This window comes from Reichenbachiella sp. 5M10 (assembly GCF_002742335.1).
In the GTDB taxonomy this organism is placed as follows: Bacteria; Bacteroidota; Bacteroidia; order Cytophagales; family Cyclobacteriaceae; genus Reichenbachiella.
In genome coordinates this window covers 2,916,305-2,940,890 of the sequence record NZ_MDGR01000007.1, presented here as the reverse complement: position 1 = coordinate 2,940,890, position 24,586 = coordinate 2,916,305, and the positions used below count along the sequence as shown (strand labels likewise).

Here is a 24,586-nt window from a genome sequence, read left to right as displayed (position 1 = left end):
TTTAAAATGATAGATTAACTCCCGCAGCAATCATTCTTGGGATGGGTTGAGCGTAGGGGCTGCCGTAGGTTTCTGGGTCGAAATAGTAGTCGTAATCTGTGCTTAGGACCAGTAGGTTTCTTCCCTCCAGATAGATTCTCGCTGAATTGAGCCGAAGCTTGTCCAGAGTGTTTTTGCTTAGATTGTAACCCAATCTGATGCTGTTGATCCTTAGGTACGATATTTCACTCACCCAGATATCCAGATCATTGTAGGTCAGGCCATCATCTCCAGAGTTGAACCAGGTGTAGACCAAAGAGGTTTCAATTCCAGGGGAATTGAAACCAATAAGAGCAGGTAATCCATTAGTGCTGGCTGAAAGGATCTCGGTGCTGTAATTTCTAGAAGGGTTTACGGAAGTCAAGTGGTAGGAAGGTGTACGCTGTACGAGCTGCTTGATGACAAAGTTGGCAGCTATTTGCAAGTCAAACTGTCTATATCTAAAGGAGTTGTTGAAGCCTCCATTTAGTTTAGGGGTTCCGTCCCCCATATAGGTATACAGCTCCCTATGCTCTTCGCGGGTTAGTTGCTCACCCGTAGTGCCGTCACGAAGTTGAAAAAAGTCTACAGCACTCATTTGTTGACCATCCTTTTCGAAAATGGGTAACCCATTGCCGTCTAGTCCTGCGGTCTTTAGTGCAAAAATGGCATTGACGCTATAGCCTTCTAGTGATGGTTTGAAAGAGTCGTCATGCGCTTGTATTTTTTCTACCACGTTCTTGTTGGCAGAGATGTTGAAATTGGTAGACCACCTAAATCGGTCTGTCTCGATGTTTACTGTTCTTAGAGAAAACTCAAAGCCTTTATTAACGAGGGTCGCCCAGTTGGTCGTGATGAAGTTGTATCCCGATTCCAAAGGGACAGATCTTAAACCTACCAGGTCAGTTCCTTTGCGGTAATACAGGTCTGCAGATAAGAATAATCGCCCACTTCCCATGCCAAAATCAAGACCTACGTTGGTTGAGGTGGTTTTTTCCCACCTTAGATCAGGATTAGGTGCTCCTAATGAACTTATTGATTCTTCTTGGAGTCCAGGGAGTATGCTCGTCGAGCCGTAGGTGCCAATCACATAGGGAGAAGTTGACTTGTCTATATTGCCTTGGATTCCGTATGAAGCTCGGAGTTTAAGAATGTCTAAACCCGCCTCGTACAAAAAATCTTCGTTGGCGATGTTCCACGAGCCTGCTACAGACCAGATCGGCAAATAGCGGTACTTAGGGTTGACGCCAAATAGGTTGGAACCGTCGTACCTTAAGCTGGAAAATAAGGAGTAGGTGTTGTCGTAGGTGTATGAGAATGTGCCAAAAAAGGAAGAGTATGCATTGTGCAATGCTGTCTTGGTGTAGGTATCAAAGTTAGAATTGTCTGATGCTTTGTCGTAAGTGATAGGGATAGTGGTCAGAGTGTTGGGGTTGAATCCAAAGCCACGGGTGAAAACGGAGTTGTTGGTAGTTTCTCTAAACTCTGCACCCAAGAGCACATCCACTTCGTGTCTATTGTAGAACACTTGGCCGTAGTTCAAGGTAGACTTCCAGTTGTATTGAAAATCGTTGCTGTTGGTGTTTTGGATGATGCCTCCTTGCGGCATGTAGTATTGATACTGTCCGTCTCCGTCTGTGTATCTGGATTTGAGTTCGTATTTTCGGGTATAGTAGCTTTCTTCATCTGAGACTTGTTCTTGGCTATCATTGTCCAGTTGTAGTCCGAGCTGGCTATTGACTACCAATCCCCAATCAAATGCATATTTGATATTGAAGATTGATTTGATCGAATTTACTACAAGTTCATTACTGGTATTGGTACGTTCTTCGAGTACATTGTATTGTAAATTCAAATCTTCTCTTTCGACCAAGTCTGGGTCATAGATATACTCACCGTTGGAATCCTTAAGGGCAAGGTAAGGATTGGCTGTACGGGCATAATATGCAGGGTTTGTATAGGCATCTATTCCGCTGAGATAAGAATAGGTTCGGTTTTGACTCCCAAATATTGCTACCCCTAGTTTTAGTCTTTCGGAAATTTTGAAGTTATCCTTTAAGGAAAGGTTGAAACGCTGCTGCCCTGATCCGATTGTACTACCTTTTTCCTCAAAATACCCTGCAGAGAAATAATAGTCATTGTTCTTATTTCCACCAGATATGTTCAATCCGTATTGTTGGTTGAGGGCCATTTGATATAGCTCATCCCCCCAATTGGTATTTGTTGTTCGGAGCTGGTTGATAGCAGCCTGAGCTTCAGGACTGAGACTAGAGAACCCTCCACTAGACATTTGATCATATTGGCCGTAGCTATCCAATATACGTGCTACTTCTCCTTTGTCAGATAGATAGTTGAGGTCATCTCTTTCTGCTAGGTACAATTCGAAATCCACTTTTTGATCAGAGTTCATCAGCTTCAGTTTGCTGTAGTCAGGGGCTTGTGTGACAAATGTGCCTGCCGAGACATTGATTCTAGCTTTGCCTATTTGACCATTTTTGGTAGTGATCACGATTACGCCATTGGCAGCTCTGGCACCATAGATACTGGTTGCAGAAGCATCTTTGAGTACTGTGATACTCTCGATATCATCTGGATTGATGCCCGCTATAGGGTAGCTTTTGAGTAGATCAATGTTGTCCTTGTCTCTAAAGTCCGTAGGTACGTCGTCTCCTTCTAGTGGCATGCCATCCAATACCCAGAGCGGGTCTGAGGAACCATTGAGTGAGGCCGTGCCACGAATGTTGATTTTGACGGGGGCACCTGGTGCACCAGACGTTTGCTGGACAAATACTCCAGGCAATTGACCTTGTAGCATTTGATCTACGCTAGCTACGCCAGCTTGCTTGATGTCTTTGACTTCTACCTTACTGATGGCAGATGTTGTTTTGCGCATGGTAGTTTCTTGGTACCCGGTGAGTACTACCTCGTTGAGCATGTCACTTGATTGCTTGAGCTCTATCCGTATGCCTTCCGTATATTGACCTTCTATTGTGTAGGTTTTGGACTCATAGCCTGTGTAGGTGACGGTCACGTTTTTGGCATCTGCAGGTGCCTGGAAAGAAAACATGCCCTCGATATCTGTGATGGTGCCTACTACTGATCGTTCAGTTTCTATAGCTTCCAAGGATATATATACGGATGCCCCAATCAGTGGCTCACCACTTTCGATGTCTGTGACTTGGCCGCTTATGCGTTTTACATCTTGCGCCCACAGCATACTTGGCAGCATTGCCAATAGATAAATAACTCTTCTCATCCTTCCCTTCCTAATTTTTTAGGTTAAACTCAATTCTCGAAATCAAATCTTCGTAGTGAGCCCTAGTATCTCTGTCTCCACTTTTTCTCTTCTTCTTTAGAAGCTTTAAAATGCGCTGCAACTCAGCATGCTGTATCGAACCGATGTCTGATACACGGGGTATGTAGGTGTAGTGTATGTTTTTAAACTCGCGATGATCGTCTGTTAGTGCATTTTCTTTGGTCTTTTTGAGTAATTCAAGTCTATCAACGGTCAGTACGTCGACATAATTCTTTTGAGTCATGCGATCATACATATCTAGGTCTTTGCCTTTCTCAGTCTTTTGGAAAACTGCCTCAAATAGAGGGTCATAAATGTCGTGAGCCGTAAAGACCTCTTCTCCACCTTTTACAAGCACTTGATTGTCGATAATACGAGCCAGCCGATCTGTTTTAACCATCGCATACATCACATTGGTTTGGTAGGTTCGCATGAGCGAAACGGGAGAGTAATAGCGCTCACCGTCAGGAGCGTCTCTCACCGCGTATACTTTGTGGATCAGATCAGGAGTGAATAACCAATGCTGTGGTTTAACTCCATTTTCTATCAAATAGTTTACGGCTTCCCTTTGTTTTAAGGCAGGTACGGGTACATAGCTCTCTTTTTTGTCTCCAGCGACTGTGTTGTTGATGTAGACCCCTCCTAAGTTGGAGACCACATGGCCGTTGTAAGTTACCCACTGGTCAATGACGCCTTTGTAAAGTTTTGCAGCTTGATAATAGTCTTGATCCACTTCTGCAGCCCAACTCAGTATGTTGGGTACGATTTTCTTAAGGTTTTGTAGCCCATACATACTGGCTTTCACTGCGTCATCACCTAGGTCTTCTGACTGGCTTCTCGGGTCTATGATGTCAGGCTGCTGTGGTCCATAAAAGTAGAGTGGGTCATTTTCATGTGCCCTGATCCAGTCGTTTAGTTGTGCTGTTTCATCGTGAGGATCGCTCAGGCCTAACCATCTATAGCCCCAGTGGATGGCGTATTTGTCATAGATGCCAATTTCCGGGGTGATTTCAGTCACATGATCCCCCGGCTGGGCGACATAGTTGTACCTGGCGTAATCCATGATCGAAGGTGCTGTGCCAGACATATGACTGGTAAATGAGGGAGATCTCAAAGAGTCAACGGGGTAGCTGTGCGAAGCTCCCATATTGTGTGTCAAACCAAAGGTGTGCCCTACCTCGTGAGAGGAAACAAAACGGATAGCTTCTCCCATGTGTGCGTCAGAAAATTTGTTAGCCCTAGCTTTAGGATCTATTGTCCCTGTCTGTACACGCATCCACATGTGGACGGCTTTCATTACATTGTGCCACCACATGATGTCTGCTTCTATTATTTCACCGCTTCGGGGGTCAATGATCGATGGCCCCATGGCATTTTTCTGGGCAGATGCTGCATAGGTGATGACCGAATAGCGTACATCATCGATATCAAAATCTTCTTCATCAGTCACCTCTTTAGCTTGGACGGCATGTTTAAATCCGGCCTCTTCAAATGCTTCGTTCCAGTCAAGCACTCCTTGTTGAATGTATGTTCTCCATTGAGGAGGTGTAGAGGGATCGATATAATAGATGATGGGTTGTTTTGGTTCCACGAGTTCACCACTGAGGTATTTTTCTTCATCCTCTTCTTTCGGTTCCAATCTCCACCGAGTGATCATCTCTCGGTTTTCTATTTCGTGCTGCTCATCGGAGAAATAGCTGATAGGCTTGTCAAAATACCCTATGCGCTTGTCGGCATAGCGAGGCATCATGGGGTTCTTTGGTAATAGTACGATATTTAAGGTGATCCCAATAGAAAGTGGAAGAGCAGGTCCTCCTTCACTCACAGAAGTGGTCAATAGGCTTTTTACGACGATGTTTTCTGGAAAAGCCTTGATGTCTTCTATTTTGGAAAGATCCGTTTGTATGCCACCACCTAGCCCTGTACTGGCGAGTAAGTCAGTAAAGCTTTTGCGGTTTCCGTCGAAGATCTTATTTACCTTGATGACGACTGTAGTAGAATCTTCGTTTTTTGCTTCGATATCGAAAGACTCGATGACTGACTCGACGAAGTTTTCTTTTACCGAAAGAGTAATCGCATCGTTTGCTGGAGAGCTTACTCTCGGGTTGATGGTTTTTACCCAGACCTTGTTCAGCGCAGTGTCTTTGTAAAACCTTATCATTTTGCTTTCATAGGCCATGCCTTTGTTCAAACCATGACCGTTGAGCGCATAGGGGACGCTGGATATTTTATTGACCAGGAGTAGGTCTACTCCCATCAGAGAGTCTGATACTTCAAAGAAATAATCTCCTTTTTGTCTAATTACATTGAAAAGTCCATTGGACCATGTTCCTTTTTCTAGTAGTTCTTTGTATTTGTTTTTTTGGTTTGAGGTACTGTCCTTATCGGTCACTACTTCTTCCTCCGCACCCTTTGCTGACTGGCTAAACCCCTCTGATAGATGGCCAAAAAAGAACCATGAAAAGACCAGTACCACCACATAAACTCCCCGCATAAATCTCAAATCTGCTGTTAATAATTCCTAAATATGCTTGTAACAGATGTTTATGAAAAATCAGATGGAGTAAGGCGGACAAAAAGCGGAGTAAAGCAAAAGTCTTTATGTCAAATAGGGGAGTTGACAGTTGAAATGACCGTTTTCTATATAACTGCCAAAATTGTCACAATGGTAATACTCGTAGATACTACGCAAGTAGCGCAAACCAAATTGTTCTCCGGAATCTTGGGTTACTCTTTTGGGCTGGTAGTTGTTTTTTACGGTCAGTAGATCCGTGTCTACCATGATGGTAATAATCAGAGGGGTGTCAGTCGTAGCTATATTATGTTTTATGGCGTTTTCTACTACGGTCTGTACAGCTAGGTAGGGGACTTTTTGGTAGAGGGATGCCTGCGCCATTATTTCGACTTCAAAAACTAGTCGATTGTCAAAACGGATTTTTTGCATGAATAAATATTCTCTCACGATCTCGAGTTCATCATTTACTGTGCATATGTTGTTTTCGGGCCGGTCGGTCAGGTACCTATAGAGTTTCGAAAGTTTATGAACGAACTGTTTGGAGAGGTTTTGATCCTTGTCTACCAGAGTGTACAGTGTGTTCAGAGAATTGAACAGCATGTGTGGGTTGATTTGGTTTTTGAGCTGCTGTAGTTGGAAGTAGGCATTTTGTTTTTCTGCTACTTCCTTTTGCAAGGCTAGGGCGGACTTTTCTTGTTGTAGCTGTTCTTTTTCTCGATACTCGCGCCTGAGTCTGAAACTGAAGAAGTAGAATAAAAATAGGAGAAGGGATGTCGATACGATGTATATAATAGTCACGTACTTCTTGATCAGGTTGATATCCTCTTCATGAATACTGTTGGGGAAATTGACCGAAACAAACCACGTAGACCCACCAATTTGTAATTTGCGTATGTAGTTGGTTACATTGATTTGGAGATATTCAGATTTAACTACTCGTTTAGAATAGTTGCGTTCATTGAATGTAGTGTCTGCGGGTTCTATTAGATTGAAATCAAATACATTTTGTCCAATGCGTGTCACATCTGGGTGTAGCAAGCACATCCCTTTTTGGTCAAAGACATAAGCATAGCTGATGGCATAGGAATCCAAATCTCCTATGTAATCATGCAAGCGTACCAAATCAAGATCATACCCCATATGAATACTGCCTTGCTCTGTCTCTATGAGACTCTGATTTCGCCAATAATATGCGCCTTGCTCGTCTTTGATTATACTACTTCTTTCGTACCTCCAAGAGGTGAATGAAGAGGAGTCGTGCTCTTTTCGGGAATTGAAATATGCTTTGCCAATGTCTCCGTTGGTTTCGATAAAGTACCAGTTTCGATAAACTAGGCTATCCATGGATTGCGCTTGCAGGACTTTTTCTACATAATCAGCTACGCTTGAGTCGTTGGTCCTAGCAAAAAGCTGTGCATTGGTGATGGGTTTGAGATAGAGAGAAAATTCATGCTTGATGTTTTGGTATTTGTTTTGGAAGCTATGTGTGGCCACATTGTTGTTGGCTTGGTTGACCTGGTCTGAGATAAGGTCAGTGAGGAAAAAAGTAGTCGCAATAGCTATAAGAACTACTACAAAAAGTGCTGATAGATATTTGTTGCCTCTGTTGACAAATCGGATGAAAGTATCAAGCATAATGGGAGTAATGTTGGAATGGACCAAGTATAGATGAAAAGGGAGAACAAATCTGTAGAATTTTGATGAAATAGTAGAATTACCAAATGCAAATGAACCTTATGCGAGGAGCTGTGGTTATTTTTGACAATCAATGGGGGAGAAAGGAATAAATGTAGCGATAGTAGAAGATGAATCGCCCGCGGCAGAGTTCTTGAAACGAACGTTGCTCCAGCAGGATGTATTGCCAATCAAGGAAATCATTGTATTGGAGTCCGTGGATAGCGCCGTTCAATATTTCATTAATCATGAGACGGATCTTATTTTTCTGGATATTCATCTGGCAGATGGGAGCAGCTTGGAAATATTGGAACAAGTAGAAATCAAGGCGCCTATAATTTTCACTACGGCCTACGACACTTATACGCTAGAAGCTTTCAAACTATTCACCATCGACTATCTGCTCAAGCCTTTTGATGAAAGAGATCTTCATGAGGCTCTGCTGAAGTTGAAAAACATGAGCATTCGTTTGAGTAGTGATCAAATTGCTTCTATTTCAAAAGAGTTGAAGGGAGGACAAAAATATCAGCAGCAGTTTCTCGTCAAACATGGATACGACCTGAAAACACTCAAGATAGAGGATGTTGCATACTTCTATGGCTCTGGTAAGCATCTATTTATTTATACCTTCAATAGGGAAAGCTATTTGTATGATGATACGATTAGAGGTGTCATTACCAAAGTAGACCCCAAGCGGTTTTTTAGAATAAATAGAAATTATGCCGTCAATATTCACGCGATAAAACGTGTGGAAATACTTGCCAATACTAAATTGCAAGTAGAATTGGTTCCTAGCCCACCTGATAATTCAAATGTTTCTGTCACAAAAACGGAGATTAGAGCATTTAAGCAATGGATGAATAAGTAATTACCTGTGTGGCTTTTGTACGCTAATTTGAACAAACTTTAACCATAGTGTTAAATTTTTAAAACTTATTCCTTTCTCCCTTCTAGAAAGCTTGTCTAGTTTTGTGCTATCAAATTTTAGATTGAAAACACGAAATGGAACAACTTTCAAACAGAATCAAAAACATGGCAGAATCTGCCACTTTGGCTATGGCTGCCAAAGCAAGAGAATTCAAGGCCAAAGGAATTGACGTCATCAGTCTTAGTTTAGGAGAGCCAGATTTCAAAACTCCAAAGCACATCCAAGAAGGTGCCAAGCAGGCTATTGATTCAGAGAAGTACTTCGCATACCCACCAGTCAATGGTTATGCGGACTTGAGAGAGGCCATTTCCGAAAAATTCAAAAAGGAAAATGGGTTGACTTACTCGCCAGATCAAATCGTCGTATCAAACGGCGCGAAGCAGTCTATAGCGAATGTTTTTTTGTCAATCCTCAACCCAGGTGACGAAGTGATTGTATTGTCCCCGTTTTGGGTGAGTTATACTGCGCTTATCGAATTGGCCGAAGGAACTCCAGTGCTGGTCAAAGGAGGGATTGAAAACGATTTCAAAGCAACAGCGGAGCAAATCAAAGCTGCCATTACGGACAAAACAAAAGCATTGATATTCTCTTCTCCATGCAACCCTACAGGGTCTGTATTTACACAGGAAGAACTCGAAGCGATTGCTGAGGTTTTGAAACCGCATGACATCTTGGTGATCTCTGATGAGATTTATGAGCATATCAATTTTTCTGGAGGACACGCGAGCATCGGAGCTATCGAAGGGATGCAAGACAAGACGGTCACCGTCAACGGAGTAGCGAAGGGTTTTGCAATGACTGGATGGAGAGTAGGCTATATCGGCGCACCGACTTGGTTGGCCAAAGCCTGCAACAAGATCCAAGGTCAATTGACTTCTGCCAACTGCTCTATCGCACAGCGCGCGACCTATACTGCTCTGACTACTGATTTAGCTCCTACTAGAGAGATGACTGCTGAGTACGGCAAGCGTAGAGAGTTGGTGCACGGATTGTTGAGTGATATCCCAGGTTTCAAAGTGAATATGCCGCAAGGAGCGTTTTATTTCTTCCCTGATGTGAGCGAGTACTTCGGCAAATCAGATGGAAACGTAACCATCAACAACGCCTCTGATTTTTGCTTATACATGCTAGAGACAGCGCACGTCTCGTTGGTGACAGGAGAGGCTTTCGGTGATCCGGATTGTTTGAGATTGTCTTATGCCGCTTCAGAAGAAGACCTAAGAACTGCGATTAGCCGCATCAAAGAGGCTGCCGCAAAATTGAAGTAACTGATTGTAGAGGGGCTGAGACGTTTAGCCCCTCTATTCCTTTGATTATCGTCTGATTTCATTAGTTTTATCATTCACAACTAACTGAATGATTCAGATTGAAAACTAATCTCCTACTTATTTGCCTTTCGTTGTGCTTTTGTAGCTACAGCATTGATTTACAAGCCGAAACGAAGAAGGTGCCTCAAATAGAAAAGGGTTTCTTGGATCTTCGTGGTTGGGAGTTTCAGAAAAGTGCTCCCATTAGTCTAGACGGAGAGTGGGAGTTTTATTGGGAGCAGCTCATTTTTCCCAATGAATTCGATTCGGGAAACTATACGCCAATTTTTCGTCAATTCCCCAAACTTTGGAAAAACGATACAATCGCCAATGCTGTCATCACCAACCGTGGGTTTGCTACACAGCGTTTGCGTGTAGTTCTCAATTCTGTCACGCCTGAATTGGCAATTTCAGTCCCTCATTTTTACAGTTCGTACATCTTATTTATCAACGGGGAGTATATCTCAGCCAATGGTCAAGTAGGGAAAAATGCTTTGACATCTAACCCTCATTGGGAGTTGATCACCCGAGACCTCAAAATCACCAACGATACATTGGATATCGTCCTGCAGATATCCAATTTTCAGCATTCGAGAGGAGGGGCACTGGCACCTATCGAACTGGGCGAAAAGGTGATCATGCAGACACAAAAGCGTCGAGAGGAGGCGAATGACCTCATCATGGCATCCAGTTTGTTTTTTGTGGGTTTGTTCTTTATGGTGTTGTTTTCCTTTGGGAGACATGAGAAGCAGATATTTTTCTATGCGTTGTTTTGCCTATTTTATAGCTACCGTGCGATCGGTTCTGGCAACTATACTTTTCATGCGCTGGTGCCGACATTGCCCTGGGAATTGACGCTCAGACTAGAGTATATCACGATGTTTTTGTCCGCATGGTCTTTTTCCTTCTATTCGTATCACTTGTACAAGAAAGAAACCTCCAAAGTCTTTTTGTTCATCTCGACGGCATTTTGTGGGATATGTATCGTGACGAGTATTTTCTTTTCTGTACGTGTTTTTTCTGAGCTAGCGACTCCATTCGTGGTATTTATGCTGTTCTGCTTTGTGTACATGTTTGGTACATATGTGGTAGCGGTGATGCGAAAGCGTGAAGGGTCCAAATTGTCCTTGGTGAGTTCGAGTGTGCTGTTTTTTGTGATGGCAACCGGAGTGCTGGAGTATTTTGGGTGGGCACGTGCGTCTTTGATGTTTTATTTCGTGGGGTATCAGCAGTTCTTTTTTATCCAGTCTATTATCCTATTTTATCGTTACAACCGCAAAATCGAAATTGCGAAGGAAAAGGCCGAGTCAGCAGCCAAGTCACAGTCGGATTTCTTGTCAATGATCTCACATGAGATCAGGACACCACTCAATGCTGTGATAGGTTTGACCAACTATTTGATCGGGGATGAACCGAAAAAGGAGCATGTAGATGATCTCAAAACCTTGAAATTTTCGGCAGAGCATCTGCACGTACTGATCAATGACGTATTGGATTATAGCAAACTCGATGCGGGTAAAATAGAATTTGAATATGTAGATGTCAATATCGTAGAGGTATGTCAAAATATCGCCAAGGCACAAGAAACCAAGGCAAGAGAGAAAAATATCTATCTAAACGTTATATATGATGAAGACATTCCTAAGTTTGTAGTCTGTGACGGTTTACGGATGAGCCAGATATTGACCAACTTGATTGGCAATGCAATCAAGTTTACCAATGAAGGGGGAGTAACTCTAAGTTTGACCAAAATAATGTTGACCAAACAGCGGGTGTCGATCAAGTTTACTGTCGAAGATTCGGGTATTGGAATTCCTAAAGACAAGCAGGATAAGATCTTTGATAGCTTTTCGCAAGCATCGACATCTACGACGCGTCAATACGGGGGGACAGGTCTTGGTCTATCGATTACCAAGCGGATACTGGATCTTCAAAAAATTAAAATCAACGTGTTTAGTATAGAGGGACAGGGCTCTCGTTTTTACTTTACACAAACTTTTCAGATCAGCGAAACGCAAGAGAAAGTGTCAGAAACGATAAAAGTAGATCGCAACGAACTCGAAGGGAAGAAAATCCTGTTGGTAGAGGATAATCCCGTCAATGTCATGGTAGCCAAGAAGTTCTTGTCACGATGGGATATCGATGTAGACGTGGCTGAAAATGGCCGAGAGGCTTTGGAAAAAACAGCTACAGTTGAGTACGATTTGATCTTGATGGATTTGCAAATGCCCGTGATGGATGGTTATACGGCTTCACGTGAGTTGCGAAAAGGCGGTCTTGAGATACCCATCTTGGCGCTGACTGCATCCGTGATGCTGGATGTTGGGGACAAGGTCTTCGAGTGTGGAATGAATGATTTCATCACTAAGCCTTTTGAGCCAGAAGACTTATACAACAAAATAAGAATTCACATAGAGAAGAGAGAACAAGCCCTCTCAGAGAGCTAGTTGTCTCTTACTAGGCTCTCCAATTCTTTACCGTTTCGATGAAGACTTTGACTTTGTCAGGGTGAATGTCTGGATAGACGCCGTGCCCAAGATTAGCGATGTGTTTGTGTCCTCCAAAAGCTTCTAGCATTTGGATGGTTCTCTTTTCGATTTCTTCATCAGAACTGTAGAGTACGCAGGGGTCAAGATTGCCCTGCAGTGTCTTGGAGTCTCCTATGAGTCGACGCGAAGCAGATACGCTCATGTTCCAGTCTAGGCCAATGGTCTCGCAGTTGAGCGTCCCCATGCGCTTGCGTGCAAAAAAGGCCCCTTTGGCAAAGACTGTGACTGGTACATCGTTGATGGCGTTGCAGATTTGGCTGATGTATTTGAGTCCGAAGGTATCGTATTGTTCGGGGGACAATATGCCGGCCCATGAGTCAAAAATCTGTATCAAGTCCGCTCCTGCTTCAATCTGCGCTTTGAGGTATCGGATTGTACTCTCGGTGATCATTTGCAGGAGTTGATGTGAGAGCTCTGGTTCGGCGTAGAGCATTTTTTTGGCTTTGGAGAAGGTTTTGCTACCTGCTCCTTCGACCATGTATGAAAAAATGGTCCATGGTGCTCCTGCAAAGCCAATCAAGGGCACACGGCCATTCAATTCTTTCTTGGTGATCTTGATCGCATCCAGTACATAGGATAGGTCTTGTTCGGGTTCGGCCAAGTGTATCTTGGCTAGATCACTCGTGGACGATACGGTATTTTCAAACCACGGTCCTTTCTTTTCTACCATTTGGTAGGGGAGTCCCATGGCTTCTGGGATGACGAGGATGTCAGAAAAGATGATCGCTGCATCTACGCCCAAGAGATCGACGGGCTGAATGGTCACTTCTGCGGCAAGCTCGGGAGTTTTGGCGAGCTCAATGAATCCACTGACACTACTACGGACTGCACGGTACTCGGGTAGTATACGTCCCGCTTGTCTCATGAGCCATACAGGTACTCGTTCTGTTTTTTCTCCTTTGGCTGCCCGAATCAGTAAGTCATTTTGAAGTGTCATACGCGTCTTTGAATTTTGCTGCAAATATACAATTCAAAAACTCTAGAAGTAAACCGAGAGAGACTATTCCGAAGGGCGGAAGACTAAAGTTTCTCTTCTCGGAGTTGCTGGTTGACTTCCTGGATGATTTCATCCATTTCTGTCGCCGTTTCATTGGCCAATGAGGTGAGTTCCTTGATCTTTTGTGGGTCTGTTTCTTCCTCGATCAAGCTGAGCAAACCGAGTATATTGGAAAGAGGACGTCGGATGTTGTGCGAATTCATGTAGGCAAATTCACGAAGGTGTTCGTTTTGTTCACGGATGACCTTGGTTCTATCATTGACCGTTTTTTCGAGGTTGTGGTTGATCGTTTGAATTTTGTCATTCTGCTCGTCGATCTCTTTGTTGAGGGCAATGAGTTTTTTCTCGTTGCGTTTTTTGTTGGTGTAGATCCAGATCAGGATCCCGATGAAAAGGAGCGCAAATAGCAGGGCGATCAAAAACAAGGTGTTGATGTATTGCTGTTTGAGTAGCTGATTTTGAGATTCCTGTAGGATACGTTCGTTCTGTGCCGATTTGTATTTGGCTTCTAATTCGATGAGGTCAGTATACTGTCCTTGCTTGAATAGGCTGTCTTCTAGGTTATTGTATTCGGTGTAGTAGTGAAGGGCTTCTTGATAGTCCTGTTGTTTTTCTTTGACTTGGTAGAGGTAGTTGAGGATTTCGTGACGTTGCGGTACGGATCGGGTGATTTCAGAAAGTCGCAGAGCATGTTTGAGGGTGTCTTCAGCTGCGTTGTATTGATGGAGCATGTAGTAGGATTTGCCCAGGTTCATCAGGTTGTTGGTCGCTTCAAAATGATCTTGCCGTTTTTGGTTGAGGATGAGAGCCTGAATGAAATACTTGTTGGCTGTTTCGTAGTGTCCTTGCTCTTGGTATACTACGCCGATGTTGTTGATGTTGAATAGCTCCCGTGTGATGTCGTTTTGTTGCTTGTTGATTTGACGGGACTTTTTGAGCTGAGAGAGTGCTTTGTCGTACTCTTTCAAGTCTTTGAAGACCACACCTTTGTTGTTGAGCACATGAGCGAGTATGGATTGGTTATTGGACATTTCACAGAAACGCTCACTTGTATTGTAGTATTCTAGTGCTCTTTTGTAGTCTTTTTGTTTTTGAAAATTCCAGGCGATGTTGTTGTTGATGCCGCACAGCAGGTCGTAGTTGCTGGGTATTTCTCGGAGCCCTTCCAGTGCCAGGTAGTAGTTTCGCATCGACTCGTGCATGTTGTTTTCGATGTACCACAGCACGCCGATGCGATTGTATGCTCGGGAGCGCATGACTGGGTTTTTCTTTTCGCTGGCGATTTCTAAAATTTCCGCATAATAGGGGAGTGCCGTCGTGCCATTTATTTTGCTTTCTTGATCTCCGATCAGAAAGAGAAGTTCGGCCCGTGATTCGACGTTTTGAGTCGTGTCCAGCTGTATTTTTAGACTGTCCAAGCCTTGGCTAGGCGTTGTGGTGCTCGCGAAAGTTTCGCCTGCAACAAAGAATAAACCTAGTAAAAAAGACAACATGATGATGAAATAGAGTTTGACGCTCAAATTAGAGTATTATGGTCTTTTAGAAAAGGTTGGCGACAAAAGAATCTTTGGATATTCGGATTAATCCAAAATGTTTTTTGGATTAATCGTTCTCCTCCCGATCCCGAGCTATCTTTTTCGATGACTTAGCCAGCGGACCCAAAAAGTGCTTTGGGTTTTCATCGATGTGGATCAGCAATTGGTCCAAGTCCAAGATCGCCTGATTCAAGTTGGTGTACAGGGAATCTTCGTTGATGATTTTGCCCAGTGTGCCCTTGCCACTATTGATGTCGTCCATGGTGGTCTGTAGTCCCGCAAGGACCAAGTTGAGTGAACTCAGCGTTTCTTCCAATTCTAGATTGTTGACTTTTTGGAGTGTAGAGTCTGCATTGACGAGTAGCGGCCCCAAGAGGTCTACCTTTTGGTTGACATTGTTCATGAGCAAGTTGAGGTTGTCAAAGCTTCGTTTGAGCTTGACGTTGTTTTGTACGACAAGGTTGTTGACGTTGACTACTGTCTTGTTTAGGTTTTCGAGCGTGACTTTTACCTCTTGCCCGGTGCCCTGCATGCCTTTGAGGATTCCGTTGAGACGGCTGATGGTCACACCTATGTCATCGGTGAGTGGTTCTGCGCGGTTGAGTATGGCTGCTAGGCCTAGATCCACTTCTCCATGTATGGTGTCACCACTTTCGAGGGGTTGGTCGATGTTTTTGATGTCGAGCAGGATGGATTTACTGCCTAAGAAGTCGCTGTTCATCAAAATCGCCGAGGTGCCCTTGCCTATGGTCAAGGTGCCTTTGACATCCATCTCTACGATGATTTGATTGTTTCTTTTTTGGAGGATTTCGATGTTGCTCACACGCCCCACTGCATAGCCATTGACGATGACGGGGTTGGAGATGTTGAGACCGTCTATGTTTTCGTATATCGCATAATACCTACTCGTAGACGAAAAAAAGTCTATCCCTTTGAGAAAGTTGAACCCGAAATACAAAATGGCTCCTGATATCGCGGCGAATAAACCGACTTTTACTTCTTTGGTCACTGGTGTGGTCTAGTTTTTAGATTCTAATTGATTTTTGTAATCCCTGAATGCTCTGAAAATACCTGATGCAATATACGTTTGTTGCAACTTATCGTTTAGATCTTTTTCCTCTTTTGCATTGCTGAGAAATCCGGTCTCGATCAGGACGCTAGGCATACTGGTCTTCCAAAGTACTAAAAATCCCGCAGACTTAACCCCTCGGCTCCTTCTTCCTACTCGATTTTTGAATTGATCTTCTACGTTTTGCGCCAGTTCCAAGCTGTTTTGTTGGTAGGCATTTTGGTAGAGAGAGAATAAAATGTACGATTCGGGGGATTTGGGGTCGAAACCTTCATAATGCTCATCTGAGTTTTGCTCCAGAGAGATGACCGAATTTTCTCGTTTGGCTACTTCGAAATTTTCGTTGGACATATGGAGTCCCATGATGTATGTCTCTGTTCCGTGTACTTTTTCGCTGTAGGGAGCGGAGTTGCAGTGAATCGAAATGAACAAGTCCGCGTGGTTGTTGTTGGCTACATCGGCTCGCTCGTAGAGCGTAGGAAAGCTGTCATCTTTGCGGGTGTAGATCACTTCGACATCCGGCAAGTATTCGTTGATGATTTTCCCTGTTTCGAGTGCGATACTTAGTGCTATGTCTTTTTCAAGTGAGAATTGACCTGAAGTGCCTTGGTCCTTTCCTCCATGACCAGCATCGATGACAACCTTGCGTATACGGTAATCTTTGACCCCCGTATGGTTGAAGGAAGCGAATAATAGACTTAAAGCAAAAATCCCTATTAGTAGAACATTTTTCATCCAGAAGAACTTGTTTAGAACTTTAATGGCAATATTTTTGTGCAAATTTGTTCATTTTTCATTGAAACTGAAAATCCTTGTGCCCAATATAAAAGCCCCGTTTTTTTGTCTTTTTCTTGTTTTGCTGGGGTATATCGGGGCAGCTCAAAATTACAAACTCGATACGGCGCAAGCCATGCAAAAGGTGACTCACCTGATCGAGAATGGGTATTTGGATTCGCTGAAATCATACCCCGAATATATACCGCTTTTGCCAGATTCTATTCAAACACTGCTGTCTTCTAGTGGTGCCCTTGCTGCAAAAGATTCTTCGAAGTTTGCTCCTCGCAAAACACGCAACGACGTAGAGACAACTGTCAATTACAAGGCCAAAGATTCTATTTACTTTGATTTGACCAATCAAAAAATGTACCTCTATGGTGACGGGTCTATCGACTATGGCAACATAGCCTTGACGGGAGAACGCATCGAGATGGATTGGGTGGAGAATACCCTACGGGCCAACTATGTCTTGGATTCGGCGGGCAAGAAGGTTGGGAAACCTGTGTTTACCGAGGGGGGCGACTCCTACGAGACCGACGACATGGTTTACAATTTCAAAACCAAGAAAGCTCTCATCAACGGTATCATCACGGAACAAGACGGAGCATACATGCACGGTGCTCGGGTCAAAAAGAACGAACTGGATGAGATGTTTATACGTGATGCCAAATACACCACCTGCAACCACGAACACCCACATTATTATATACAATCCAAAAAGCTCAAAGTCATCCCCAATGATCGGGTACTGTCGGGACCTTTCAACTTGTATTTTGGAGAGATCCCCACGCCCATAGGCTTTCCGTTTGGGATGTTTCCTTCTCCAAGAGAGAAGTCTTCGGGGATCATATTTCCGAGTTATGGAGAGGATCAAAACCGTGGATTTTTCATGAGAAATGGGGGGTATTACTTTGATATCAACGAGTACATGGATCTGAAAGTGACGGGCGATATTTATACCAATGGCAGTTATGGACTTCAGACTCAGTCCAATTATAAGATGCGCTACAAGTACTCGGGCAACATGAGTATGCGCTACAACAAGACGGTCAGCCCGACTTTCGAAGATGACTCGTATTCCAAAGATTTTTGGGTCAACTGGAGTCACAGGCCGGAGTCTTTCGGTACGTCCCGTTTCTCTGCTTCGGTATCGATGGGGACGCAGAGCTATAGCGCCAATGCCAACAATGTGGGCTATGACTATGTGCAGAGTGTGTCGTCGCAGTTCAATTCGAACGTGTCGTATTCGAAGACTTTCAAGGGGACGCCCTTCAATTTGACAGCCAACGCACGCTACAGCCAAAACATCAGCACGGGAGCGACTACCTTGTCCTTGCCAGAGATCAGTTTCAATGCTTCGCGTATACAGCCTTTCAAAAATGTGGGCAATCTGAAAAATACGGCATTGGGTAAGTTGGGCTTCACGTATCGAATGTCTATGGAAAATGAGATCTCCAACAAGGGGCTGTCTACTCCGGATTATATCATCAATACCTCACCCGCTACAAGCGAACAAATCGAGTTCAACGGGGACAATATGGAGGAGCTCATGCGCCGATCCAACCTGGGGATGAAGCACCAGATCCCTGTTTCTACCTCCTTCAATATGCTCAAGTATATCACGGTGAGCCCGAGTTTCAACTATACGGAGGTGTGGTACCCCAAGGAATTGCAGTACGAGTACGATGCGACTGAGGGAGGAGTAGTCGTAGATACGCTCAATCAATTTTCTCGGGCAGGCTGGTGGAATAGTGGCGCATCTATGTCGACACGTCTCTATGGGATGTACAATTTTAGAAGCAAAAAAATCAAAGCCATACGTCATGTCATGACTCCCAACGTAGGATTTAGCTACTCTCCAGACTATGCGGACCCATCCAAAGGGGTGTATCAGGAGGTACAAATTGATGAAGATGGAGATACAGCGGTATTGTCCAAGTATGAGGGGTTTACCTACGGAGGACCTTCGGCAGGAGAGAGTGCTTCGGTGTCTTTCTCTCTCAACAACAACATCGAGATGAAGGTCAAGTCCAAATCCGATTCGATCGCCGAGTACAATAAAATCAAAATATTCGACAACCTGTCCATGTCTTCTTCCTACAACTTCTTAGCAGAAGAATTCAAACTCAGCAACATCAACTGGAACGCCCGAACCTCTTTCTTCAAAGGAGCCATGTATGTCAACCTCAGTGGTACGATCGATCCTTATGTCTATGTACTGGATAGTGTAGAGAACGGGTCAAGTGGGGATTCATATTACCAAAGACGGATCGATAAGTTCGCCTGGAACAACGGGGAGGGGATCGGTAACCTCTCCAGGACGAGTGTCTCGGTAGGCTTGAAACTGACGCCAAAAGGAGCGAAAAAGTCCGAGGACGAAGCGCCACAAGATACCAATGCCAACAATCCGCTTTCGCAAAACGATCCTTTCAATAGCGATAATTTCGAAGCAGGAAACGTCAACAACTACATCTCCTATGACCCCAATGCTTATGTCCCTTTTGATGTCCCTTGGAGTTTGAATGTCAACTATGCGTTCAATTACAGTAAGACAGGGTACGCAGATGCGGTCATCACGCAAACACTGAATTTCAACGGGACACTCAATATCACAGACAAGACCCGGATAGGCTTCAATTCGGGGTACGACATGAAGGAGAAGGAGTTTACCGTGACACGAATCAACGTGAGTCGTGATTTGCACTGTTGGAACCTGAGTTTCAACTGGGTGCCTTTTGGTCCACGCCAGTCCTACTATGTGCGTATCGCGGTGAATTCTCAGTTGCTCAAGGATCTTAAACTTGATCGCCGCAATCAGTCTACCTACACCAGTTTCTAAACGAGTGACTAGGGGAGTACCTAGATTTCACAATTATTTCAAATGTAAGGGAGAAGTGCTAGGCCAAGTCCGCGTAGATTTGTAGCCCATGAACAACAACACCGAATCCATATATACACTTCAATTTGGACTCCTCTGTCTGAGTGGATTGCTTTTCTTTAGTAGTTTCAATATGATCATACCAGAGCTGCCTTCGCACCTGACCCGGCTGGGAGGTGGGGAGTACAAAGGGCTGATCATCGCTTTGTTTACCTTGACTGCTGGCTTGTCTCGCCCCTTCAGTGGGAAACTTGCAGATAGGGTAGGACGTGTCCCTGTGATGATCGTCGGGGCACTGGTCTGCGGCGTAGCAGGCTTGATGTATCCTTTGGCTGGGAGTGTGTGGGCGTTTTTGTTGTTGCGTCTGTTTAATGGTTTTTCTACGGGTTTCAAGCCTACGGGTACCTCCGCGTATGTGGCGGATATTATTCCGTTTTCCAAGCGTGGGGAGGCGATGGGTGTGATTGGTTTCTTTGGTACGATGGGGATGGCTTTGGGACCTGCCGTAGGGCCGCTGATTGCCGAGCATTTTTCGTTGGATATCATGTTCTATTGTTCGTCGTTTGCTGCGGTGCTTTCCGTGTTGATATTGATCGGGATGAAGGAGACCTTGGTCCACAAGGAGCCGGTGAGATGGGAGCATTTTCGAATTCATCGTGACGAAATCTACGAGCCCAAGGTCTTTGCGCCAGCATTTATGTTGATGTTGTCTGTCTTTGCTTTTGGAGCGATATTGACCGTTTTGCCAGATGTCAGTGACCAACTGGGCATGTCGAGGGGCCTGTTTTTTACCTATTACACGGTGGCTTCCCTGCTGGTACGTATCGTAGCGGGCAAAGCCTCGGACAAGTACGGGCGTGTCCCCGTTCTCAAAGTTGGGAGTTTCATCATTTGTATAGCCTTGTTGTGTTTGGCCAATGCTGATTCAGTATTTCTGTTGCTGTTTACGGCGGTCCTCTATGGGCTGGGGTCAGGGCTCTGTTCTCCTACGGTATTTGCATGGACAGTGGATCTCAGTGATGTCAACCGCAGAGGGAGAGGCATGGCTACCATGTATATTTTCTTGGAGGTGGGGATAGGTTTGGGGGCACTGTTGAGTGGCTGGCTTTATGCCAATGATCTCTCGAATATTTCGAGGGTGTTTTATGCGTGTGCTGCCATGTCGGCCGTTGGGTTTCTTTACCTATTTTCGAAAAGTGTGCGTAATTTGCCAGTCGTAACAGAAGTTTGATCATGAAAGGGAAATCATCTCACCAAATCTTGAAATATGTGTTTGTCACTGTCTGCGTAGCAGAGTTGTTGGCGCTTATGTTTGACGCGACGCATTTTCGGCATTTTACCAAACCACTACTGATGCCTGTTTTGTTGGTGTACTTTCGACAAGGCACTACCGGGCGATTGACGCCATCGTTTTTGTGGGCAGCAGGAGCTTTGATTTTCTCGTTTGTAGGAGACTCGGTACTGATGTACGATCAGCCCATGTATTTTCTGTTGGGCTTGGGTGCTTTTGCCGTTGCGCACCTACTTTATATACAGTCTTTTGCCAAGGCAGTCGTACCTGAGAGTCCTTCTCCCAATGCACTGGCCAAACTGCTTTATGCCGTGCCTTTCTTGATTGTGTTTGGTGTGCTGATGTCGGCGTTGTGGCCTCACCTGGGAGACTTGAAGCTGCCTGTTGCGGGCTATGCATTGATTCTCATCGCGATGGTGCTGAGTGCCATCTACCGAAACGGTCGCTCCGACCAGCAAGGAGTGAGTCAGGTGATATTTGGAGCGATTCTCTTCCTGCTATCGGATGCTCTACTGGCTTTGGATCGGTACTATCTCCCCATGGAGAATGCGGGTATATGGGTCATGCTGACCTATCTTCTGGCCCAGTGGAATATCGTCAATGGTCTGCAGAAGCACTACAACAGATAGAAATCCTCTAGAGGAGACAGGGCTTACTTGCCGTTGATCTTGATGATGTTGACAGGGCAGCTGGCAGCCGCTCGTTTGTTTTCTTCCAATTCCTCGTCAAAGGCATCCACTTGGTAGATGCCTTTCTTGATTTTGGATCCCACGAGTGTGCAGCGTCCATCTTTTTTGGAGATGCGCCAGCGATCGGGGGCGATTTCTACGCAGGCGTAGCACCCGATGCATTTGTCACGGTAGTGGATGATTTTGAACATGCGCCTTAGGCTGGTATGATTTTGTACAGCTTGTCTGAGGCACGAATGGTCTCCTCGATGGCGATGGAGAAGTTGTCTCCTTTTTTGACCTGATTGACCGGTTGGTTGCCTACCCTCATTTCGCCTACCTTGGTCGTGACGATGCCTGTGGTCGGTCCTGTGATCATGATCTCGTCTCCACTCTCGAGGGTGTGAGTTTCCATCTGGAATTCCCCCACACCTAGTTTGCTAAAGTACTTGACGCCTTTGCCTAGCAATATTTTTTTAGTGGTTGCCTTGGAACCGTGTACTTCGCTCCATTCGCCCATTTTTCTACCGAGGTAGTAGCCGTCCCAGAACCCTCGGTTGTAGACTTTCTCCAAGTCGAGCTTCCATTGGGTAAACTTCTCCGGTCCGTAGGTGCCTGCATTGATGGCGTCACCTGCGTCTCGGTAGCATTTGGTGGTGGTGTAGACGTAGTCTGCAGCACGGCCTCTGCCTTCGATTTTGAATACAGAGACGCCTGCTTCGACGACCTTGTCCATGAAGTCGATCGTGCAGAGGTCCGCCGCACTCATGATGTACTCATTGTCGATTTTGAGTTCATTGCCACGGTCATCTTTGACGGTGTACTCTCTGCGGCAGTTTTGTACGCAGGCTCCTCTGTTGGCCGAGGAGAAATCCGAGTGTAGACTGAGGTAGCACTTGCCTGATACGGCCATACATAGTGCGCCATGTGCGAACACTTCGATACGTACGAGCTCGCCTTTGGGGCCACGGATGTCTCTTTTTTTGATCTCACGGGTGATGTCTGCGACCTGCATGAGGCTGAGCTCACGGGCCATGACCATCACATCGGCATAGACGGAGTAAAACTCGACGGTCTCGATGTTGGAGATGTTGGCTTGTGTAGAGATATGTATCGGGAAGCCTATTTTCTTGGCATAGTTCATGACCGAGTGGTCTGCTGCGATGATGGCTGAGATGCCGCTTTCTTTGGCTGCATCGACGATCGATCGCATGAGGTTCATGTCGTGATCATACATCACTGTATTCATCGTGATGTAGGACTTGAGCCCATTCTCGTCACAGATGTTGGCGATTTTTTTGAGGTCTTCGAGTGTGAAATTGTTGGATGAGCGTGCGCGCATGTTGAGCTGCTCTACGCCAAAGTAGATAGAATTAGCGCCTCCTTTGATGGCTGCCATCAGTGACTCGTAAGAGCCAGCGGGTGCCATGATTTCGATATCGTGCTGCTGTGTACTCATGTTATTTTCCTTCGTAGACCACTCCACTGGTCGGTGTTTCGTTCAGTTCCAATTTACTCAACAACGGCAAGTGTGGCTTGATCTGATCCCAAATCCATACGGTGATGCGCTCGGCAGTAGGATTTTCTAGTCCTGGGATGTCGTTGATCATGTTGTGATCCAACCTGTCGATGACTGGCTTGACCACATCCTTGAGGTCTTTGAAGTCCATCACCCACTGAAAATCCTCATCCAGATCCCCTTCGAGAAATACGGTCAAATGATACGTGTGACCATGTACGTTCTTGCACTTGTGCCCCTCTGGGACGTTGGGCAAGAAATGGGCGGAATCAAATGCGAACTTCTTGAAGATGACCATGTTGCTGTTTTACTTTGAATAAATGATTCCGCGAAGGTAGCTTATTTTCAATGCATTGTAAAGCAAGCAAATGCAGAATCAATCAAACAAAAAAGACGAAGTGTGCATTTCGCGTCGAAAAAGCCTAGTTTTAGGATGAAAACGAATCCTACCTCCTATGAAAAAGCTAGTCTTGTTGGTTTATTGCGTATTGCTGATGCAGTCGGTATCTTATGGTCAGGTCCTCATCTCATTGCTGTTGGGGGACAAGCTCAATTCGGACAAACTAGAATTTGGGTTGACGACTGGCTTGAGCATGTCGCAGATGACAGATTTGGAGCAAGAGGCCGGACTGGGGGCATTTCAATTGGGATTCTATTTTGATGTGAAAATGAAGGAAGGGTGGTCCTTTGCACCGTCGTGTCTGATGATCTCCAAAATGGGGGGCAAGGGATTGGAAGCCTATGAGACGGGGGATCCAGACATGGACATCATCTTGGCCCAAGGCAAGGTCAACCGGGAGCTGTCCTATATTCAGCTGCCGCTGCTGGTACGCTACAAACTGAAGAGCCGCTTGTATTTCAATGCGGGACCCCAGGTAGGGCTGCTGCGTACCGCAGAGGATGTGTTTGAGATCGAGTCGGGGGACTATGAGGGGAAGATCCGCTACCAAGTCAAAGGGGACTATGCCCGGTTGGACGCAGGTGCGACCGTCGGCTTGGGGTATTCCCTGCGTCCCGACAAAGGGATGAGTCTAGGGGTGAACTATTATTTTGGCTTGGTGGACGTGAGCAAAGCAGCAGATGACAACTACAATCGTTCGTGGAATATCTATGCGACGATCCCCATCGGTGTGAGCAAAGCGGAGAAGAAAGCCAATAAGCAAGCAGCCCAGTAGCGACAACATCAAGTGCTTTTGACGAAGTCCTGCACATGGCTTCCAAAGCCCCATCTGGATGCTGACTCCAAACCCGAGAGGGCTTATGTCTGCGCAGACTTTGTGTAGGATGTGCTTTTCCTCTGTTGAGCTTTCGTCACCGGTGCTACGAAAGCATGGGACAGTGCTCCATAGACCACTGCCAATTTCTTTTGATACTTTGCCGACTTTGGACTATTTTGCTACACCTAGACCGACGCAGCAATTAAAGTCTACTCTACTGCACCCAAAGGTGTCAGTAGCCCATCGAGAAGAATAACATTATTAGCGTATTAACTAAAACGGACACAGTCCGGGTACAAACGATATAAAGACCACTAGGGAGGTGGGGTTTGTGTGGTTGTTATCATCA

Annotated in this window: 17 protein-coding genes; 7 read left to right on the top strand and 10 right to left on the bottom strand. The window is 45.1% G+C overall.

The features are described 5' to 3' along the window. Position 1: 1 nt before the first annotated feature. The 3 genes from BFP72_RS11745 to BFP72_RS11735 all read right to left on the bottom strand — a co-directional run bounded on the left by BFP72_RS11745 (position 2) and on the right by BFP72_RS11735 (position 7,463). Positions 2 to 3,274, bottom strand: a complete 3,273-nt coding sequence (locus BFP72_RS11745) for a SusC/RagA family TonB-linked outer membrane protein (protein ID WP_099599321.1) — start codon at positions 3,272 to 3,274, stop codon at positions 2 to 4. A 10-nt stretch (positions 3,275 to 3,284) separates the two neighbouring features. Beyond that, positions 3,285 to 5,807, bottom strand: a complete 2,523-nt coding sequence (locus BFP72_RS11740) for a zinc-dependent metalloprotease (protein WP_099599320.1) — start codon at positions 5,805 to 5,807, stop codon at positions 3,285 to 3,287. A 105-nt stretch (positions 5,808 to 5,912) separates the two neighbouring features. Then, positions 5,913 to 7,463: a histidine kinase gene (locus tag BFP72_RS11735; protein ID WP_099599319.1), complete on the bottom strand. Its 1,551-nt coding sequence runs from the start codon at positions 7,461 to 7,463 to the stop codon at positions 5,913 to 5,915. 133 nt (positions 7,464 to 7,596) lie between these two features. Here BFP72_RS11735 and BFP72_RS11730 point away from each other — a divergent pair, with 133 nt between their 5' ends. The 3 genes from BFP72_RS11730 to BFP72_RS11720 all read left to right on the top strand — a co-directional run bounded on the left by BFP72_RS11730 (position 7,597) and on the right by BFP72_RS11720 (position 12,184). Next, the gene (locus tag BFP72_RS11730; protein ID WP_099599318.1) at positions 7,597 to 8,370 is read left to right on the top strand and encodes a LytTR family DNA-binding domain-containing protein; all 774 of its coding nucleotides are present in this window, start codon (positions 7,597 to 7,599) and stop codon (positions 8,368 to 8,370) included. Between the two features lie 134 nt (positions 8,371 to 8,504). Next, a complete protein-coding gene (locus BFP72_RS11725) occupies positions 8,505 to 9,698 on the top strand; it encodes a pyridoxal phosphate-dependent aminotransferase (RefSeq protein ID WP_099599317.1) in 1,194 nt (397 codons plus the stop codon). Between the two features lie 98 nt (positions 9,699 to 9,796). Next, entirely contained in the window at positions 9,797 to 12,184 is a 2,388-nt protein-coding gene (locus BFP72_RS11720; protein ID WP_143520050.1) for a response regulator, read from the top strand. 10 nt (positions 12,185 to 12,194) lie between these two features. Here BFP72_RS11720 and hemE read toward each other — a convergent pair whose 3' ends face one another. The 4 genes from hemE to BFP72_RS11700 all read right to left on the bottom strand — a co-directional run bounded on the left by hemE (position 12,195) and on the right by BFP72_RS11700 (position 16,622). Continuing rightward, positions 12,195 to 13,223, bottom strand: coding sequence for a uroporphyrinogen decarboxylase (hemE, locus tag BFP72_RS11715; protein WP_099599315.1), 1,029 nt, complete (start codon positions 13,221 to 13,223; stop codon positions 12,195 to 12,197). 83 nt (positions 13,224 to 13,306) lie between these two features. After that, entirely contained in the window at positions 13,307 to 14,803 is a 1,497-nt protein-coding gene (locus BFP72_RS11710; RefSeq protein ID WP_099599314.1) for a tetratricopeptide repeat protein, read from the bottom strand. An 82-nt stretch (positions 14,804 to 14,885) separates the two neighbouring features. Next, positions 14,886 to 15,827, bottom strand: a complete 942-nt coding sequence (locus BFP72_RS11705; RefSeq protein ID WP_099599313.1) for an MlaD family protein — start codon at positions 15,825 to 15,827, stop codon at positions 14,886 to 14,888. A gap of 9 nt (positions 15,828 to 15,836) precedes the next feature. Beyond that, entirely contained in the window at positions 15,837 to 16,622 is a 786-nt protein-coding gene (locus BFP72_RS11700; protein WP_099599312.1) for an N-acetylmuramoyl-L-alanine amidase, read from the bottom strand. A gap of 121 nt (positions 16,623 to 16,743) precedes the next feature. Between BFP72_RS11700 and BFP72_RS11695 the strand changes: the two genes are divergently transcribed. The 3 genes from BFP72_RS11695 to BFP72_RS11685 all read left to right on the top strand — a co-directional run bounded on the left by BFP72_RS11695 (position 16,744) and on the right by BFP72_RS11685 (position 21,462). Next, a complete protein-coding gene (locus tag BFP72_RS11695) occupies positions 16,744 to 19,503 on the top strand; it encodes a putative LPS assembly protein LptD (RefSeq protein ID WP_158233386.1) in 2,760 nt (919 codons plus the stop codon). An 88-nt stretch (positions 19,504 to 19,591) separates the two neighbouring features. Next, complete coding sequence (locus tag BFP72_RS11690) at positions 19,592 to 20,773, top strand: MFS transporter (protein ID WP_099599310.1); 1,182 nt, start codon at positions 19,592 to 19,594, stop codon at positions 20,771 to 20,773. 2 nt (positions 20,774 to 20,775) lie between these two features. After that, positions 20,776 to 21,462, top strand: a complete 687-nt coding sequence (locus BFP72_RS11685; RefSeq protein ID WP_099599309.1) for a lysoplasmalogenase — start codon at positions 20,776 to 20,778, stop codon at positions 21,460 to 21,462. Between the two features lie 23 nt (positions 21,463 to 21,485). On the opposite strand, the gene BFP72_RS11680 is transcribed toward BFP72_RS11685, so the two are convergent. The 3 genes from BFP72_RS11680 to queD are packed head-to-tail and all read right to left on the bottom strand — an operon-like array spanning position 21,486 to position 23,318. After that, a complete protein-coding gene (locus BFP72_RS11680) occupies positions 21,486 to 21,713 on the bottom strand; it encodes a ferredoxin (RefSeq protein WP_099599308.1) in 228 nt (75 codons plus the stop codon). Positions 21,714 to 21,718: 5 nt separating this feature from the next. After that, a complete protein-coding gene (locus tag BFP72_RS11675; protein WP_099600768.1) occupies positions 21,719 to 22,960 on the bottom strand; it encodes a peptidase U32 family protein in 1,242 nt (413 codons plus the stop codon). Between the two features lies 1 nt (position 22,961). After that, the gene (queD, locus tag BFP72_RS11670) at positions 22,962 to 23,318 is read right to left on the bottom strand and encodes a 6-carboxytetrahydropterin synthase QueD (RefSeq protein ID WP_099599307.1); all 357 of its coding nucleotides are present in this window, start codon (positions 23,316 to 23,318) and stop codon (positions 22,962 to 22,964) included. Positions 23,319 to 23,475: 157 nt separating this feature from the next. Here queD and BFP72_RS11665 point away from each other — a divergent pair, with 157 nt between their 5' ends. Further along, entirely contained in the window at positions 23,476 to 24,195 is a 720-nt protein-coding gene (locus tag BFP72_RS11665) for a porin family protein (protein WP_099599306.1), read from the top strand. Positions 24,196 to 24,586: the final 391 nt, after the last annotated feature.

Bases quoted from the DNA above. Each gene is read 5' to 3' on its own strand.
- BFP72_RS11690 (WP_099599310.1), top strand. From the start codon at position 19,592: ATGAACAACAACACCGAATCCATATATACACTTCAATTTGGACTCCTC.
- BFP72_RS11730 (WP_099599318.1), top strand. From the start codon at position 7,597: ATGGGGGAGAAAGGAATAAATGTAGCGATAGTAGAAGATGAATCGCCC.
- BFP72_RS11680 (WP_099599308.1), bottom strand. From the start codon at position 21,713: ATGTTCAAAATCATCCACTACCGTGACAAATGCATCGGGTGCTACGCC.
- BFP72_RS11665 (WP_099599306.1), top strand. From the start codon at position 23,476: ATGAAAAAGCTAGTCTTGTTGGTTTATTGCGTATTGCTGATGCAGTCG.
- queD (WP_099599307.1), bottom strand. From the start codon at position 23,318: ATGGTCATCTTCAAGAAGTTCGCATTTGATTCCGCCCATTTCTTGCCC.
- BFP72_RS11735 (WP_099599319.1), bottom strand. From the start codon at position 7,463: ATGCTTGATACTTTCATCCGATTTGTCAACAGAGGCAACAAATATCTA.
- BFP72_RS11745 (WP_099599321.1), bottom strand. From the start codon at position 3,274: ATGAGAAGAGTTATTTATCTATTGGCAATGCTGCCAAGTATGCTGTGG.
- BFP72_RS11725 (WP_099599317.1), top strand. From the start codon at position 8,505: ATGGAACAACTTTCAAACAGAATCAAAAACATGGCAGAATCTGCCACT.
- BFP72_RS11740 (WP_099599320.1), bottom strand. From the start codon at position 5,807: ATGCGGGGAGTTTATGTGGTGGTACTGGTCTTTTCATGGTTCTTTTTT.
- hemE (WP_099599315.1), bottom strand. From the start codon at position 13,223: ATGACACTTCAAAATGACTTACTGATTCGGGCAGCCAAAGGAGAAAAA.
- BFP72_RS11700 (WP_099599312.1), bottom strand. From the start codon at position 16,622: ATGAAAAATGTTCTACTAATAGGGATTTTTGCTTTAAGTCTATTATTC.
- BFP72_RS11685 (WP_099599309.1), top strand. From the start codon at position 20,776: ATGAAAGGGAAATCATCTCACCAAATCTTGAAATATGTGTTTGTCACT.
- BFP72_RS11675 (WP_099600768.1), bottom strand. From the start codon at position 22,960: ATGAGTACACAGCAGCACGATATCGAAATCATGGCACCCGCTGGCTCT.